Genomic DNA, 14,904 nt, shown 5'->3' with positions numbered 1-14,904 from the left:
GCCAGGCACATTCTTCTCGATGCGTCGCACGCGGGCCGGTAGCCGGACAGTGACTTCTCGCCGTGGGCTGGGAAATCGATCAGCGTGTGATCGCGATTTTTCGCGCCGCTTCCCACCTGCGTCTATGGTCGGGGGTGAGCGGGTCGGCTCCCGCGTACGGGTGGGAGGCGAGCGAGCATCGGACGGCTGATCGGGCGTGTGCTGGCCACGCTGTCATGAGTCTGCGGCACCGCCAGTCCGTGTCGCGATGGCGGTCATGGCTGCGGCGGGAGCCGGTCTTCGCCGCCATGTTCGGCGCTGTCGGTCTCGCCCTGCTGTTCGTCGTGGCTGGTCACTGGCGGCAGGGCCTGGTCGGCCTCGGAGCGGTGCTGCTTGCCGGTGCGTTTCTGCGGATGGTGCTGCCGACTCGGCGGGTGGGGCTACTTGCGGCGCGGAGCAGGGCGTTCGATGTCACCACACTTGGCGTGTTCGGATTGATGATCATTGTTGTGACGCTCACGGTGCCACCCGGGAGCTGAGCGGCTGAGCGGCGGGGAAGCTGGATCAGGCCGTCGCGCCGGCCATTGCGGGCGGGCTGGTCATTGCGGAAGGGCGTAGTGTCGCTTACGACCTGAAGCCGACCCGTGCGGCTCCACCGCGGTGGGGACGGCGGAGCGCGCCGACGCTATCATCGAGAAGCTGGGGAGCTGACAGCCGATGGCTGGGAAAGTGACTGTGGTCGGAGCCGGTTTCTATGGTTCCACGACCGCGCAGCGCCTCGCCGAGTACGATATTTTCGACACGGTTGTCCTGACCGACATTATCGAGGGCAAGCCCCAGGGCATCGCTCTCGATCTGAATCAGTCGCGCCCAGTCGAGAATTTCGAGACCACGGTGATCGGAACAAACGACTATGGCGATACCGAGGGTTCGGCCGTCGTGGTCGTCACCGCCGGCCTGCCCCGCAAGCCCGGCATGAGCCGGATGGACCTCATTGAGGTCAACGCGAAGATTGTCCGGCAGGTTTCGGAGAACATCGCGAAATCTTCACCCGACGCGGTCGTCGTAGTGGTTTCCAACCCGCTGGACGAGATGACCGCGCTCGCCGCGAATGTCCTTGGGTTTCCCCGTAACCGGGTCATCGGTCAGGCCGGCATGCTCGACACCGCTCGTTTCAGCAACTTCGTCGCGGTGGAACTGGGAGTGCCGGTGAGGTCGGTACAGACCCTTACCCTGGGCTCGCACGGCGACACCATGGTGCCGGTTCCGTCCCAGTGCACGGTGGACGGCAGGCCGCTCGCGGAATTGCTGCCCGCCGACAAGATCGATGATCTGGTCACGCGGACCCGTAACGGTGGTGCCGAGGTGGTCGCCCTCCTCAAGACCGGGTCGGCCTACTACGCGCCGTCCGCCGCCGCCGCTCGGATGGTGAAGGCTGTGGCAGAGGACTCCGGCGCGGTCATGCCGGTGTGCGCCTGGGTGAACGGTGAGTTCGGTATTTCCGGTGTTTATCTCGGCGTGCCTGCCCAGATAGGCCGCGGGGGTGTGAAGAAGGTCGTGGAAATTGACCTCTCGGCAGCGGAGAAAGCCGCGCTCGTCACCGCGGCCGAGGCTGTGCGGGTCAAGCAGGCGGATGTGGCCAGTCTGTAGCATCCGGTTCTGATATTTCGGTTTTGATATTTTTGGCCTCCAGCGGCGCGAAAGGGGCAGCGATCGCGCTGCTGGATGGATTCTCCGCGGTGCGTCACGGCCGTGTTGAGATGATCCTGCGCAGGGCGAGACGTGCGACGGAGGCGGTCGGGATCGTCCCCCGTCCAAGGCCGATCTCGATCAGGTTGTCGTACAGTTCGGTGCGGTGGCCGGCGGCTCGCACGGCTGAGTCCATGAGGGTTCGACGGCGGCCGGCGAGCCCGGCCAGCAGGGCGGTGTGGCGTAGATGCCGGCCGAGCTCCCGGTCGAGCGCCCGGCGGTAGACCGCGCCGGCCTGGGCTGGGGTGGCGGTCGTGGCGGCCGCACCAGCCAGGGAGCCGGACAGCAGCGCGTAGTAGATCCCTTCCCCGGTCAGCGGATTGATCAGTGATGCGGCGTCACCGGCGAGCAGCACCGGGCCATCGGGCTGGCGGGGCCGCCAGGTCGACATGGGCAGATGGTGGGCGCGCAGCGTTCCCGGATGCGCTGGCTGCTCGGGCAGCATCCGGGCGAGGGTGCCGTGCAGAACGGTGCGGCCGCCCGTGTCGCCGGGCAGCGCGGCGAGTTTGGATCGCAACATCCCATAGCCGATGTTGGCGCGGCCGTCGCCGATCGGGAACGACCAGGCATATGCCGGCCAGCCCTCGTCGGTCATCTCGATGAGCTGTTCCGGCGGTCCGGGGGTATGCGGCGCGTCGGCGTACCCTCGGACCGCGATGGCAAGTGCCTCCGGTGGGTTTGGCCCGATGCCGAGTGACCGCCTGGTGATCGAATTCGCGCCATCCGCACCGATCACCACCCGTGCTCTCAGGCCACCGTTGACGATCACCACTGGCTCGTCCGCGGTGCCACCGGTCACGACGGACCGCGCGCGCTGGCGCAGGAGCACCGCACCCCGAGCACGGGCGGCGGCGACGAGCCGTGCGTCAAAGATCTTGCGGGGAACCACGTAGTTCGCTCGTTGGGACGGGGTGGCCACTTCCGCGCCCCCAGGCGTCCGCAACCGCATGCGATCCACTGGCGAGTACCCCGCGACGGCATCGGGCACGCCGAGGGCACGCAGGACGTCCAGGCCGTGTGGGGCGATGCCGTCACCGCAGGCCTTGTCCCGGGGGAAGGCCGCGGCATCCAACAGCACCACACGGGCATCCGGACGGAGTTGCAGCGCGCGTAGCGCCGCGGCGCAGCCCGCTGGTCCAGCGCCGAGGACGAGCAGGTCCACAATGGCGGAGCGCCCGGCCGGAATACCTGGATCGGCCACCGCGGGGACGCCGCGTGCGTGCGTGGTCATGGCATCGGGAGGTGTCGGTGTTGCCACATCCGCCCAGTGTCTCAGCGAGCCGGGCGCGCACCAGACAGCCCGGGTTCGTACAGTTCGGCACGTGGATGCCCTCGCGCAGGTGGATTCCTGGCCGGTCGAGAACGCGGCCGTTGCCGTCCTGGTACGCGACGCCTCCGGCCGCGTCACGGTACGTGGATCGGTCGGCGCCATGGACAGATCCTTCCGGTTGGCATCGGTATCGAAGCTGCTCGCCGCCTATGCCGTCCTGATCGGGGTGGAGGAGGGAGCCCTCGGCCTGGGCGATCCGGCCGGCCCCCCGGGCTCGACCGTCGCCCATCTCCTCGCCCATGCCTCGGGCCTGGGCTTCTCCGGCACCCGGACGGTGACCCGCCCTGGGACACGGCGGGTGTATTCGAACACGGGCATCGAGGTTCTCGGTGAAACGCTGGAAAAGGCGTCCGGAATCGCGTTCGGTGAGTACCTCGCCGAAGCCGTGTTCGGGCCGTTGGGCATGACAGCGTCCGAGCTGCGGGGCTCGCCGGCCTACGGGGTGTCGTCCACGCTATCCGATCTTGTTGTTTTTGCCGGTGAGCTGCTGGCTCCACGCCTGCTTGCGCCGCCGACATTCGCGGCCGCGACCTCGGTGGCGTTTCCGGGGCTCGCCGGGGTACTGCCCGGCTTCGGTGTGCGCGACCCGAACGACTGGGGGCTCGGTTTCGAGATCCGCGGCGGAAAACAGCCCCACTGGACGGGGGGCGCAAATTCGCCCGGGACCTTCGGTCATTTCGGTCGGAGCGGAACTTTTCTCTGGGTTGATCCGGCGTTGAATGCCGCCTGTGCTTGTCTGACCGACCGTGAGTTCGGCTCCTGGGCGGTGGATGCCTGGCCCACGTTGTCCGACGATGTGGTGGCGGCGCTCGGTGCTGGTGCTGGTGCTGGTGCTGGTGCTGGTGCCGAGGAGCCGGTGGCCAGGCCGCTGTAACCGGCATGATCGTGCGGTGGGCTCACGCCGCCGGCACCGCGGATCACGAATCCGGCCAGCTCCTCGACGAGGCGCTGGCTGCCCGGGTGCCGCTGGCCGGCGGGAAACAGCACGTCGTCCAACACAGTGGTGCCATAGACGAGTGCTACGGTGAACCGGACGGCCAACGCCACGTCGATCACAGGGGCGCCGAGCATGGTCACCTCGGTCTCGATCTCCCGTTCCAGCTCGTCGAAGACCTCTTGGAGAAACGCGCTGGCGCGGTTGCGCAGTTCGGGCGAGCCTCCGTTCGGCCCCCCGGGGAGCGCCAGCAGCAGTTTGTGGTTGTTGACAAGTAACCCGTAAAGTCCGCCGACGAAGTCCAGCGTGGTCTGTTCGGCGCTCCTTGTGCCATGCCCGCGTTCGATCCATTGCCGTACATACTCGGCGACAAAGTCATAGAAGGGCCGGTAGACGGCCTCGGCGAACAGGTTGGCCTTCGTGTCAAAGTGCCGGAACACCAGCGCCTGGGTCACGCCAGCGCGGGCGGCAATCTCCCGGGTGCTCACCTGTTCGTAGCCGTACATATCGAACAGTTCCCGAGCCGCGCCCAGGACCAGCGAGCGGACAGTCGCCGAGCTGCGTCGGGAGCGGGGATCCGGGGTCACTCAACCATGATGACCGACCAGTGCCCGCGTGCCGGGCTGGCCGTCCGTCAGGTCGATCAACAAGCCGGCGGCACGCTCTCCGGCGGCCGGGAAAACGTCTCGGACCGACCGCGTTGATGATCATTTTGGGCGTCCTGGGCCGCGGCGTTTCCGGCACTTCTGGATAGCATCGATATCTTGACAGTTGATGATCATTTGTCCACTGTGAGGTGTGCGACAGTTCGATGGCGGGATATGCCATCCGGATGAGAAGAGGCACGGGGTATGGCAGTTGCCCGGGAGCGGTGTGTGATCGCCGATCCGGTGGTGCCGTTGCCGAATCTGATCGCTGTCCGCGGCCCCGGGAGCACCGCGCGTCCCTGCCCGGCGCGGCGCCGGTGGCAGGCCGATGACGCGCGATCCGGGCTCCCGGCGGATGGCGGCGCGTTCGGCCGGGCACCGCTGTCTCGTCTCCGCACGCCTCACCTGCACCGAGGAGGACCGTATGCGGGTCCAGGTTGATCCTTCGCTGTGTGTCGGGCACGGCCGCTGCAACGCCGACGGGCCGGATGTCTACCAGCTCGACGATTCCGGCTACTGCACTATCGCGAACGCGGTGGTGTCCGTGGGCCTTGAGCGGCAGGCGCGGGATGGGGCGGCGGCCTGTCCTGAACGCGCGATCTCATTATCCGAATAATCTCTTTCGTTTTTCCGAGGAGTTCAGGTGCGACTTGAAGACAAAGTTGTCGTCATCACCGGCGCCGGGTCGGGTCTGGGCCGGGAGAGCGCGCTGTTGTTCTCCCGTGAAGGTGCCACGGTTGTCGTCACCGACATCATCGAACGGCGGGCGAAGGACGTCGCGAACCTGATCGGTGAGCGGGGCGGCCAGGCGCTGGCCATCAGAACCGACGTCACGGTGGAAACCGAGGTCGCCGCGGCGGTGGCCGCCGCGGTGGAGCAGTTCGGCCGGCTGGACGTCATGTTCGCCAACGCCGGGGTCACGGTGCCTGGCCAGGGAACGGTCGCGCTGGAGGACACCACCGAGGAGAGCTGGACACATGTCCATGACACGAACCTCAAGGGTGTCTTTTTCGCTATCAAGCACGCCGCGAGGGCGATGAAGGCGCAGGGCGGCGGTGGGACGATCGTGGTCACGTCATCGGCGTCCTCGCTGGCTGCCTACCCGCGGTTCACGATCTACACCGCGAGTAAGGGCGGGGTGAACGCGCTCGTCCGGGGCGCCGCGTTCGATCTAGGCGCCTACGGCATCCGGGTCAACGCCATCTGCCCGACCCACGGCATGTCCGTCAACTTCGGTCTGCCTCCGGACGCCGAGGTGCTCGGCAAGTCCTATGAGGAAGTCATGGGACCCTGGAACCCGGACCACGCCCCGATGCCGCTGAAGCTGCGCCGTCCACCGAACCTGCTCGACAACGCCTACGCCGCGCTCTATCTGGCCAGCGACGAGTCCGCTTACATGTCCGGGGTCTGCTTCCCGAGCACGGATGGCGGCACGCTGGGACGGGTCGCGATCCAGTTCCCCGAGGGATGGGAACTGGCCCAGCAGGCCGCCTACGCCGGCGCCGCGGGGCAGCATCCCGGTTCGCCGGCTGGCACTGCGTCCGACCAGCCCGCTTAGGCCTGGTTGGGCCCTGGTTTAGGCCTTGGCCAGGACCGATTGGGCCTGCTGAGGCCTGCTGAGAGGAGGCCGCGGGTCAACTCCGGGCAGGCCCCGGCGTGACAGCCGCGGCGTGAGCGGGTACTGAGCAGCAGTGGCCAATCCGATCAGAGCGGTCCGTTTCGGTGCCCGAAAAGCGTCCAGCGCGGCGGGAGCCGTGCGCCGGCATCGGCCCTGCGTCGACCACGCTGTCCGCGCCTACGGCCGGTATACCGCTGACGGTGGCGACCGCCTGTCGGCCGCCGCGACGTACTTCGCGTTCCTGTCGTTCTTTCCGTTGGTCGCCCTGGCCTTCTCGATCGCGGGCTTCGTGGTTGATGCCTATCCGGACGTCCAGCGGGAGATGACCAAACAGATCAACAACTATCTGCCGGGGCTTGCGGACAAGCTGGACATCGCCAGCATCGGCAACGCGAAGGTCGGCGTCGGTCTGCTCGGTCTGCTCGGTCTCCTGCTGGCCGGGCTGGCATGGATCGACGCGTTGCGGGACGCGATCAGGATCATGTGGCACCAGCCGGTAGACGTCGGCAATGTGGTGACGCGCAGATTGAAAGATATCGGCGTCCTGGCCGGGCTCGGTCTTATCGGGTTCGTGTCGATCGCGGTGACCAGCGTTGCCACATCGGTGTCAGGGACGTTCCTGAGCTGGATCGGGCTGTCTGGCAGCACCATGGCCGCGGTGGTGACCTCGCTGCTCGCCGTTGCCGTCGCGCTGGCTCTGGACGTGGCGCTTTTCCTCTGTCTGTTTCTCTGGTTGCCGTTGAGCACCGATCGTGACCGCGCGTTGCGGGGGGCGCTGTGTGGCGCGATCGGGGTGGAGGGCCTCAAGGTCCTCGCGACCTGGCTGGTGGGCATGACGACCAGAAACCCCGTCTACGGGACGTTCGCGGTGATTGTCGGTTTGTTGATTTGGATCAATATCATGATGCGCTGGACGCTGCTGGTCGCGGCGTGGACGGTCACCGCGCCTTATTCCTCCGATGTCGCGCCGTCGGGTACCGCGGTTGCCGCCGGCACGGATACCGCCGGCACGGATACCGCCGGCAGGGATGTCCCCGGCGGCGTAGCCGTTCCCGGTACGGATGCTCCTGCCGGGAACGTTCCCGGCGGAGAGGTGGATGGCGCTGGGCCGCCATCGGGCTCGACGCCTCGAGCGGCTGCTGGGCTTCCGCTTTCGTCCCCGCCTCGTCGAGGAGGCAGCAGCCGGACACGGGATCCGGAGATGTTTTCCGGGCCGGAGGAGGGCAGGGGCGGCCGGATCGCGATGCCGGGCGGTGTGCCCACGGGGAACGTGCCGATGCCCGAGAAAAGGCGATGGCGGGCAAGCCGCCGCCGTAGGGTGAGCAGCCCCACCGCGCAGGTGATTGCGATGGCGATCCACGTCACCGTCCCTATCCCGCGGTCGTGGCTGTCCCGCCGCCATGGCTGAGTTCCTGGGTAATTCCGGTCCCCAACAGCGTTGCGGCTTCGGATGCCCGGGTCAGCGCTGGAAGCGATCAGTGGTCGCGAGCCGTCCACGATTGACCCGGCTGGAAACATTTCGACATTGCGAATTTCATCGCTTTCCGTGACAAGATACCCAATCGGGGTGATTGTATCGACGTTCGCGAATCCCCAGTCGAGCAGCGCCTTGGCCTCCGCGGCATATGCGGGGGCTGCCCGCATCATCGTGAGGATGAGGGTGTGGCCACCCCGCCGGACAGCGCCTATGTAGGTCGCTCCCGCCGCGGCGGTGTAGCCGTTCTTGACGCCGATGGTTCCTGAATATGAGGTGAGGAGCTCATTATGGTTCTGGATCTGGAACGATGTGCCGCTCCGCCCGCGGACGGTCGCCCGCGGGATCGTCAGGAACCGGCTGACTATGGGGCTGGCAAGCGCGGCCCGGCCCAGCAATGCAAGATCGTATGCTGATGTCCGCTGTCCGGGTGCGTCCAGGCCACTCGGATCTCCGGCCTGCGTGTCGCGCGCGTTCAGTTCGGCCGCGGTGCGGTTCATCAGGGCGATCGTGGTGGCGGCGCCGCCAGCGGCTTCGGCGAGCGCGACAGCGGCGTCGTTGCCGCTAGCGATGATCATTTCCGTGGCGAGCTCCGCGACCGTATAGGTCATACCTGGGACGAGACCCACCCGAGTTCCGTCGACCGACGCGGCGGCGCTGCTGATCTTCACTTCCTGGGCTGGTGACAGCCGCGGCAGTATCGCGAGCGCCGTGAGGATTTTGAGCGTGCTCGCCGGCAGGTGGGGACCGTGGGCGTCTCGAGCCGCCAGGACCGCGCCGCTATCGGCGTCGGCGATCAGCCAGCTCGCGGCGGTGGTTCCAGGAGGCTGCGACGAGGCCCGCGGACCGACCACGACGGCATCGCTCGCCAGCTCCGGACCGCCGAGGAGGTTCGTGCTGGTTGGCCTCGGTGCCGCGGTGGCTCCCGCGGTGGCTCCCGCCGCGGTCGGGAGCATGGCTGTCAGCCCCGTCACCAGGGAAACGAGCAGCAGGACGGAAGGTGCCGTGCGCAGGCGTTCGCGAGTCAGAGGCACCTGATGAAGATTACTGTCGGTCACTGTTGGGTGCGGCTGGATGGCTCGCCGTGTCGTGCCGGCGGGGTTCGTGGCTGGCCTGCTCCCGCGCTCGGGCCGCATGGTCCGTTTTTTTGATTGTAGGATCATGAAAGTGCCCATCTGCGCGACCTGGGGCTGGCCCGGCGGTCCCGGAGCTACCGGACGGGTGGTGTCCCATCCGTGCCCCGCCGCCGGTGCAGCGGGGTAGCCGCCTGTGCGGGTGCGGCGATGCGACAACATACATTTCTGTGAACTCACGGTTTCTTGCAGATCTGCATATCCATTCCAAGTACTCCAGGGCATGCAGCCGGGACTGCGACCTGGAGCATCTGGCCTGGTGGGCGGCACGCAAGGGGATCGCTGTGGTCGGTACGGGCGATTTCACCCATCCCGCATGGTCGCAGGAGATCGCCACCAAGCTCGTGCCGGCCGAGCCCGGTCTGTTCCGGCTGCGTCCGGACCTCGAGGCGGATGTCCTGCGGACGCTGCCCGCGTCCTGCCAGCAGGTGACCCGGTTCATGCTGTCCACGGAAATCTCCACGATCTACAAGCGGGGGGAGCGGACCCGCAAGGTCCACCATCTCCTCTACGCCCCGGACACCGACGCCGCTGGCCGGATCACCGCGAGTCTTGCGAAGATCGGCAATTTGGCCGCGGACGGGCGTCCCATCCTGGGGCTGGACTCCCGTGACCTCCTGGAGATCACGCTCGGTGCGGGGGAGGGCTGTTACCTCGTGCCGGCGCATGTGTGGACCCCCTGGTTCGCCGTTCTCGGGTCGAAATCCGGCTTCGACGCGATCGAGGACTGCTATCTCGACCTCGCGGACAACATCTTCGCGTTGGAGACGGGCCTGTCGGCGGACCCGCCGATGTTCTGGCGGGTGTCCGGGCTCGACCGGTTCCGGCTGGTCAGCAATTCCGACGCGCACTCGCCGCCCATGCTCGGCCGGGAGGCGACCGCGTTCACCTGCGATGTCGACTACTTCGCGATCCGCGCGGCGCTGCGTGGCGGGGAGGGGTTCGCCGGCACCATCGAGTTCTTCCCGGAAGAGGGCAAGTACCACCTTGACGGTCACCGCAACTGCGGAGTGCGTTTCGAACCGAGCCAGACCCGGGAGGTCGACGGCCGCTGCCCGCAGTGTGGGCGCCCACTGACCGTCGGGGTGCTGCACCGCGTGGACGCGCTGGCCGACCGCGGCGATGGGGTGCGCCCGGCGACCGCGGGAGAGGTGCGCTCGTTGGTCGCGTTGCCCGAGGTCGTCGGGGAGATCCTTGGGGTCGGCCCGAAGAGCAAGGCGGTAGCCGCGCAGGTCACCACGCTTACCGCCCGCCTCGGCCCGGAACTGGCAATCCTTGGTGAGGTCCCGCTGGACGCCATCGCCGAGGTCGGTTCGTCCGTGCTGGTCGAGGCGATCCGGCGGCTGCGCCGGGAGGAGGTGATCCGCGACGCCGGCTATGACGGCGAGTACGGGGTCATCCGGCTGTTCGACCCGAAGGAACTGGCCTCCCGCGCGGGCACGCTGTTCGACCTTGCACCCAGCACACCCACCGCGGAGGGCGGCAGGCCGGAGGCGACGAAGGACGCCGGTGGCCCGGCCGGCGCTACCCGTAGCGCGCGAGGTAACGCCCGGCGTGCGAAGCGGAGCGCGCTGGCGCCGTCGGTCCTACCGGCCGCGGGCAGGACTGTGCCCAAGACCGCGGCCACGAGCGCGGCCACAGCCGCGGCTCCGGCGGCCCCCGCCCCGACCGGCGTGGGGGCGAGCGCCGGCCCGGCCGGATCGTCGATCCTGGCCGGTCTCGATGCCGAACAACGCGCGGCGGCCGCGGTCATCCGGGGACCATTATTGATCATTGCTGGACCCGGCACCGGCAAGACCCGGACCCTGGTCCACTCGATTGCGCACCGGGTCCGGGAGCAGGGCGTGCCCGCCGAACAGTGCCTGGCGGTGACCTTCACCCGGCGGGCCGCGACCGAGCTGCGGGAGCGGCTCGACGCGCTCGCCGGCGAGGCGGCGCCCCGCATCCTCGCCACCACCTTCCACGGCCTGGGCCTGCGGATCGTCCAGGACTGCCACGAGCTGTTCGGCCTCGGCGCGGACGTCCGTATCGCCGACGACGCGACGTGCACCCACATCCTGCGGGAGGCGCTGGCCGGGACGGTCACGGGCGTGCGCAGCCTGGAACGGGTCCGGCGCGAGCTGGCCGGGTTCCGCCGGGCGTGCGCGCTCGGTGCTCCGCCGAGCGGCCATGCGCTGGCGGGCGATGCGCTGGCGGGCCATGAGCTGGCGGGCCCGGCCCGGCGGTACGACGAGGCACTGCGCGCGCGTGGCCTGGTGGACCTCGACGACCTGGTCGGGCTGCCGGTGGTCGCCATGCGGGCGCGGCCGGACCTGGCCGCCTCCTACCAGGCGCGCTGGCGGCATGTCTGGGTCGACGAGTACCAGGATGTCGACGAGCTGCAGTACGTGCTACTGACGATGCTGACAGGTCGTTCCGCCGGTACGGGACCAGCTGGTGCGGCGGTTGACCGGCCTGCCGCGAACCTGTGCGCGATCGGCGACCCGGACCAGGCCATCTACTCCTTCCGCGGCGCCGATGTGGGATTCTTCCTGCGTTTTCGAGAGGACTTTCCCGACGCCCAGATGGTTTCGCTCACCCGTAACTACCGTTCCACGCCGGCCATCGTGGATGCCGCCGTCCGCCTGATCGAACCGGCGACGCTCGTTCCCGGCCGGACGCTCGCGGCGGTCGGCACCCACCCAGAAAGCCCGCGGCCGCTGTTGCATCGAGCCTCGAACGAGGCCGAGGAGGCCGCGGTCGTCGTGAGCACCATCGAACAGGCGCTGGGCGGCACCTCCTTTCACGCGCTCGACCTCGGTGTGGACGGGACCGGCGAGGACAGGTTCTCCTTCGCCGACATCGCGGTGCTCTACCGCACGGCTCGCCAGGCCCGGCCGGTGATGGACGCGCTGGACCGCCACGGTTTTCCCTTCCAGCGGCGCTCCCACAACCGGTTTGCCGACGCCGCGGGCGTCGGGCGTCTGCTGGAGCTCATCGACGAGCGCGAGGGCGGCTCCGCGGAGCGGCGGTCCGTCCTCGCGAGGCTGCGTGCCGCCGCACAAGAGATGATCGACGCTTCTCCCGCGCCGGCCGTCACCACCGGCCTGCCAGCCTCCGGCCAGCCGGTTCCTGGCGAGATCGAGATCCGCTACGCGCTTGACATCCTGACCTCTCTCGCCACCGAGTGCGGGGATGATCTGGAGCGGTTCCGGTCCGAGATCGCGCTCGGCGCGGAGGTCGACACTCTTGATCCGCGTGCGGATCGGATCTCGTTGCTGACGTTGCACGCATCCAAGGGCCTGGAGTTCGGCCTTGTGATCATTATTGGCTGCGAGGCTGGTTTGTTGCCGTTGAGCTGGGCGGGTGCCTCCTCGCCAGTAGCTGTCAACGCGGCGGGTCCCAGCGCTGGAGAGGGCGGCGAGGACGCCGAGGAGCGCCGGCTGTTGTTCGTCGGCATGACCCGGGCCAAGGGGCGGCTCGTGCTCACCCAGGCGGCTCGCCGCGGCCGGGGTGGGGCGGTCGTCGAGACACGGCCGTCACCATTTCTGGACGTTCTTGGTGAGCCACTGCTCCAGCGCCGTTCGGGCCGGGCGGGTACCCGCCCGCAACGGGCGAACCAGGGCCACCAGTTACGGCTGGTCTGAGAGCGTGTGTGAGATCGAGCTTTCGATAATCCTGGTGACGATGGCCGCGTCGACGACACCGTCGGGAACAATGTCGTCGACGCGGCCGGATCGTATGTCGGGATGCATGCGATGACAGCGTTTTGTCAACGTTTGCGGAAGACCATCGCGAGGTTCCAGGTGACGACCTCCCGCAGGCCCCGAACCCGCAGGACTGGTTTTGTCCAGGTAGGCAGGTACCTCGGCATGGCCTCGAGGATCTGGATGTCGGTTCGGCCGCGTGCCCAGGCCAGGGCGTCGGCGACCGACACCGGGAACAGGCTGGTGCCGTAGAGGTTCTTGGGCGCGACACCGCTGCGGCGCTCGTATCGCAGCGCCGCCCGGTGGCCGCCCAGATAATGCCATGGTGAGGTTTCGTGGCCGCCCCACGGTGACAGCCAGTTGGTGAAACTCAGGAAGATCACGCCGCCGGGGCGGGTCACCCGCACCATTTCGGCACACATCCGCCACGGGTCGGGGACGTGTTCAAGGACGTTTGAGGAATAGCAGATGTCCACCGAGGCGGTGGCGAACGGCATGTCCAGGGCGCTGCCAAGCACCCGTCCCGGTTCCACGATCCCTCCCGCGCTCATCTCCGAGATATCCGGTTCAACCCAGAAGTACTGGGCGCCGGCTCGTCCGAACGCGGCACGGAAATAGCCGGGGCCGCCGCCGACGTCCAGCACGACCGACCCCGCCAGCGAGGTGAACTGGCTGAGCTGGTGCACCGAGTCCGCGGCGAGCAGCGAGTAGAAGCCCGCGGGATCGACCTGCTCGCGGCGGCAGGCCTGGAACAGCTTGATCGATCGTTTGATCGAGGTGCTGGCCACCGGCATCGGTGGAGTGGGTGGCGGCTCTGGGCGCGAGGTTTGTGACGTTGCCCCGTCGAGCGCGGTGGGAGTATTGGAGGAGGAAGAAGATCCCAGTGAGGGGGACGCCGGCTCGGCCATGCCGGGCACAATAACATCTGGTAGCGGGGCCAAAATGTGACTTTACGTCCTTTCCGTGACCTAGCCTATCCGCGCCGTGGCGATGCCGCCTACCGGCAGCACACAACACAGGCCGGCAACGTGTTCGGGAGCTGTCATGATCGAGCTGGTTGCCGGTGCCAACCGGCCGTTACCCGGTGGCGTCCTGTCGGTCCGTGTGCCCGGCCCCTTCGACCTCTCGCTTCTCATCACCGGTGACGACGGGAAGGTCGCGGCGGATCAGGACTTCGTCTTCTATAACCAGCCGTCCGCGCCTGGCGCCACGGTGAACGGTGACAGCGTGACCATCGATCCGGGCCGGTTGCGGCCAGGGGCGAGCCGGGTGGTGGTGGTCGTGAGCCCCGCCGACAGCGCGCTGTCGCTCGGGCAGCTGCCAGTGCCGGTGCTGGATATCCGCGGTGGTGAAGGCTCCACGCTGGTGCGCTTCACACCGCCCCGGCCACGCGCTGAGACCGTGTTTCTCCTCGCCGAGATCTACCGGCGTGGCGGCGCCTGGAAGATCCGTGCGCTTGGCCAGGGCTACTCCGACGGTCTTGCCGGGCTTGTCCGTGATTTCGGCGTCCAGGTGGACGACGACACCGCGCCGCTGGCCGGCCCGCTGGCGGAGGTGGTCGTGCTGGTGAACGCCGAGCGCGCCAGGACCGGCGCTGGACCGCTGGCGTCCGAGCCCCGCCTGGCCCTGGCCGCGCAGCGGCACAGCGAGGACATGGCGGCCAACAGCTATATGGACCACGTCAGCCTGGACGGGCGGACGATGTCCGACCGCGCCGCCGCGGCCGGCTATCGCTACCGCATGCTGGGTGAGAACGTCGCCGCGGGACAGCCGGGCCCGGCCGAGGTGATGGCCGGCTGGATGAACAGCCCCGGACACCGGAAGAACATCCTTACCGGGGACTTCACCCAGATCGGGGTCGGCTGTGCCCGCGGCGGCAGCTACGGTGTCTACTGGACCCAGCTCTTCGGCCTCCCGGCCGACCGCTGACTCCCGCACGCCTCGAATCCGTTACCCGGCCCGGCCGTCCGCGGCATCCATCATTCGCAAGCAGGGGCGCGACCGGCTATCCGCCATGGAGGGCATCGGGCAGCTGCTGCTGGAGGAAGGCGACGGCCTCGGCGGGGGTGCGCTCGTGGGTCAGCACGCTGTGGACGGCATCCTGGATGGTTCCGCTCACGGCAGCGTAGTACGGGCTGATCGGACGGGTGCCGGCGCCCTTCAGGCTGCTGACGACCGCTCGGCCGAACTCGTCCTCGTGGTCGCTGTAGACGGCGAGCAGAGCGGCCGGGTAGCCGCCGTCGCGGAACATGGCCGACTGGATGTCGCGGTTGGTCGTCATGTAGCTGATGAACGACCAGGCGGTGGCGCGGTGCCGGGAGCAGGTCGACACGGCGAGGTTGTGGCCGCCGAGG

At 68.3% G+C, this 14,904-nt stretch carries 10 protein-coding genes and 3 pseudogenes; 8 read left to right on the top strand and 5 right to left on the bottom strand.

The genetic code is table 11. The annotated features are described in order from the left end of the window. Nucleotides 1–215: 215 nt before the first annotated feature. A complete protein-coding gene (locus MJ785_RS03805) occupies nt 216–518 on the top strand; it encodes a DUF3017 domain-containing protein (RefSeq protein WP_239308624.1) in 303 nt (100 codons plus the stop codon). A 178-nt stretch (nt 519–696) separates the two neighbouring features. Continuing rightward, nucleotides 697–1,629 carry a malate dehydrogenase gene (gene mdh, locus MJ785_RS03800; RefSeq protein WP_239347964.1) on the top strand — a complete coding sequence of 311 codons (933 nt, stop codon included), beginning with the start codon at nt 697–699 and terminating at the stop codon, nt 1,627–1,629. A gap of 94 nt (nt 1,630–1,723) precedes the next feature. Here mdh and MJ785_RS03795 read toward each other — a convergent pair whose 3' ends face one another. Next, complete coding sequence (locus MJ785_RS03795; RefSeq protein ID WP_239308626.1) at nt 1,724–2,959, bottom strand: NAD(P)/FAD-dependent oxidoreductase; 1,236 nt, start codon at nt 2,957–2,959, stop codon at nt 1,724–1,726. 91 nt (nt 2,960–3,050) lie between these two features. Between MJ785_RS03795 and MJ785_RS03790 the strand changes: the two genes are divergently transcribed. Then, nucleotides 3,051–3,932 (top strand): serine hydrolase, encoded by an 882-nt coding sequence (locus MJ785_RS03790; RefSeq protein WP_239380046.1) that lies wholly within the window; start codon nt 3,051–3,053, stop codon nt 3,930–3,932. Nucleotides 3,933–4,399: 467 nt separating this feature from the next. On the opposite strand, the pseudogene MJ785_RS21900 reads toward MJ785_RS03790, so the two are convergent. Next, nucleotides 4,400–4,579 (bottom strand): annotated as a pseudogene (locus MJ785_RS21900) (helix-turn-helix domain-containing protein); the annotation flags it as partial. 388 nt (nt 4,580–4,967) lie between these two features. Here MJ785_RS21900 and MJ785_RS03780 point away from each other — a divergent pair. From MJ785_RS03780 to MJ785_RS03770, 3 genes are all read left to right on the top strand, one after another. Beyond that, the gene (locus MJ785_RS03780; protein WP_239308628.1) at nt 4,968–5,255 is read left to right on the top strand and encodes a ferredoxin; all 288 of its coding nucleotides are present in this window, start codon (nt 4,968–4,970) and stop codon (nt 5,253–5,255) included. A gap of 27 nt (nt 5,256–5,282) precedes the next feature. Continuing rightward, nucleotides 5,283–6,197, top strand: coding sequence for an SDR family NAD(P)-dependent oxidoreductase (locus MJ785_RS03775; RefSeq protein ID WP_239308629.1), 915 nt, complete (start codon nt 5,283–5,285; stop codon nt 6,195–6,197). 196 nt (nt 6,198–6,393) lie between these two features. Continuing rightward, nucleotides 6,394–7,665 (top strand): YihY/virulence factor BrkB family protein, encoded by a 1,272-nt coding sequence (locus MJ785_RS03770; RefSeq protein ID WP_239380045.1) that lies wholly within the window; start codon nt 6,394–6,396, stop codon nt 7,663–7,665. 287 nt (nt 7,666–7,952) lie between these two features. Here MJ785_RS03770 and MJ785_RS22125 read toward each other — a convergent pair. Further along, nucleotides 7,953–8,687: pseudogene (locus tag MJ785_RS22125) on the bottom strand (D-alanyl-D-alanine carboxypeptidase family protein); the annotation flags it as partial. Between the two features lie 347 nt (nt 8,688–9,034). Here MJ785_RS22125 and MJ785_RS03765 point away from each other — a divergent pair. Beyond that, a complete protein-coding gene (locus MJ785_RS03765) occupies nt 9,035–12,490 on the top strand; it encodes a UvrD-helicase domain-containing protein (protein ID WP_239380044.1) in 3,456 nt (1,151 codons plus the stop codon). 125 nt (nt 12,491–12,615) lie between these two features. Here MJ785_RS03765 and MJ785_RS03760 read toward each other — a convergent pair whose 3' ends face one another. Next, nucleotides 12,616–13,344 carry a class I SAM-dependent methyltransferase gene (locus MJ785_RS03760; protein ID WP_239308650.1) on the bottom strand — a complete coding sequence of 243 codons (729 nt, stop codon included), beginning with the start codon at nt 13,342–13,344 and terminating at the stop codon, nt 12,616–12,618. A gap of 250 nt (nt 13,345–13,594) precedes the next feature. Between MJ785_RS03760 and MJ785_RS03755 the strand changes: the two genes are divergently transcribed. Continuing rightward, a complete protein-coding gene (locus tag MJ785_RS03755) occupies nt 13,595–14,479 on the top strand; it encodes a CAP domain-containing protein (protein WP_239308632.1) in 885 nt (294 codons plus the stop codon). A 76-nt stretch (nt 14,480–14,555) separates the two neighbouring features. On the opposite strand, the pseudogene MJ785_RS03750 reads toward MJ785_RS03755, so the two are convergent. Next, nucleotides 14,556–14,904 (bottom strand): annotated as a pseudogene (locus MJ785_RS03750) (hypothetical protein); the annotation flags it as partial.

The sequence above is a fragment of the Protofrankia sp. CiT1 genome (assembly GCF_917627335.1).
Lineage (GTDB): Bacteria > Actinomycetota > Actinomycetes > Frankiales > Frankiaceae > Protofrankia.
The sequence above is the reverse complement of the archived record's forward strand: the minus strand, read 5'-3'. Positions and strand labels throughout refer to the sequence as shown.

Coding starts and splice junctions, on each gene's coding strand:
- MJ785_RS03805 (WP_239308624.1), top strand. CDS start 216: ATGAGTCTGCGGCACCGCCAGTCCGTGTCGCGATGGCGGTCATGGCTG.
- mdh (WP_239347964.1), top strand. CDS start 697: ATGGCTGGGAAAGTGACTGTGGTCGGAGCCGGTTTCTATGGTTCCACG.
- MJ785_RS03795 (WP_239308626.1), bottom strand. CDS start 2,959: ATGACCACGCACGCACGCGGCGTCCCCGCGGTGGCCGATCCAGGTATT.
- MJ785_RS03780 (WP_239308628.1), top strand. CDS start 4,968: ATGACGCGCGATCCGGGCTCCCGGCGGATGGCGGCGCGTTCGGCCGGG.
- MJ785_RS03760 (WP_239308650.1), bottom strand. CDS start 13,344: ATGCCGGTGGCCAGCACCTCGATCAAACGATCGATCAAGCTGTTCCAG.
- MJ785_RS03755 (WP_239308632.1), top strand. CDS start 13,595: ATGATCGAGCTGGTTGCCGGTGCCAACCGGCCGTTACCCGGTGGCGTC.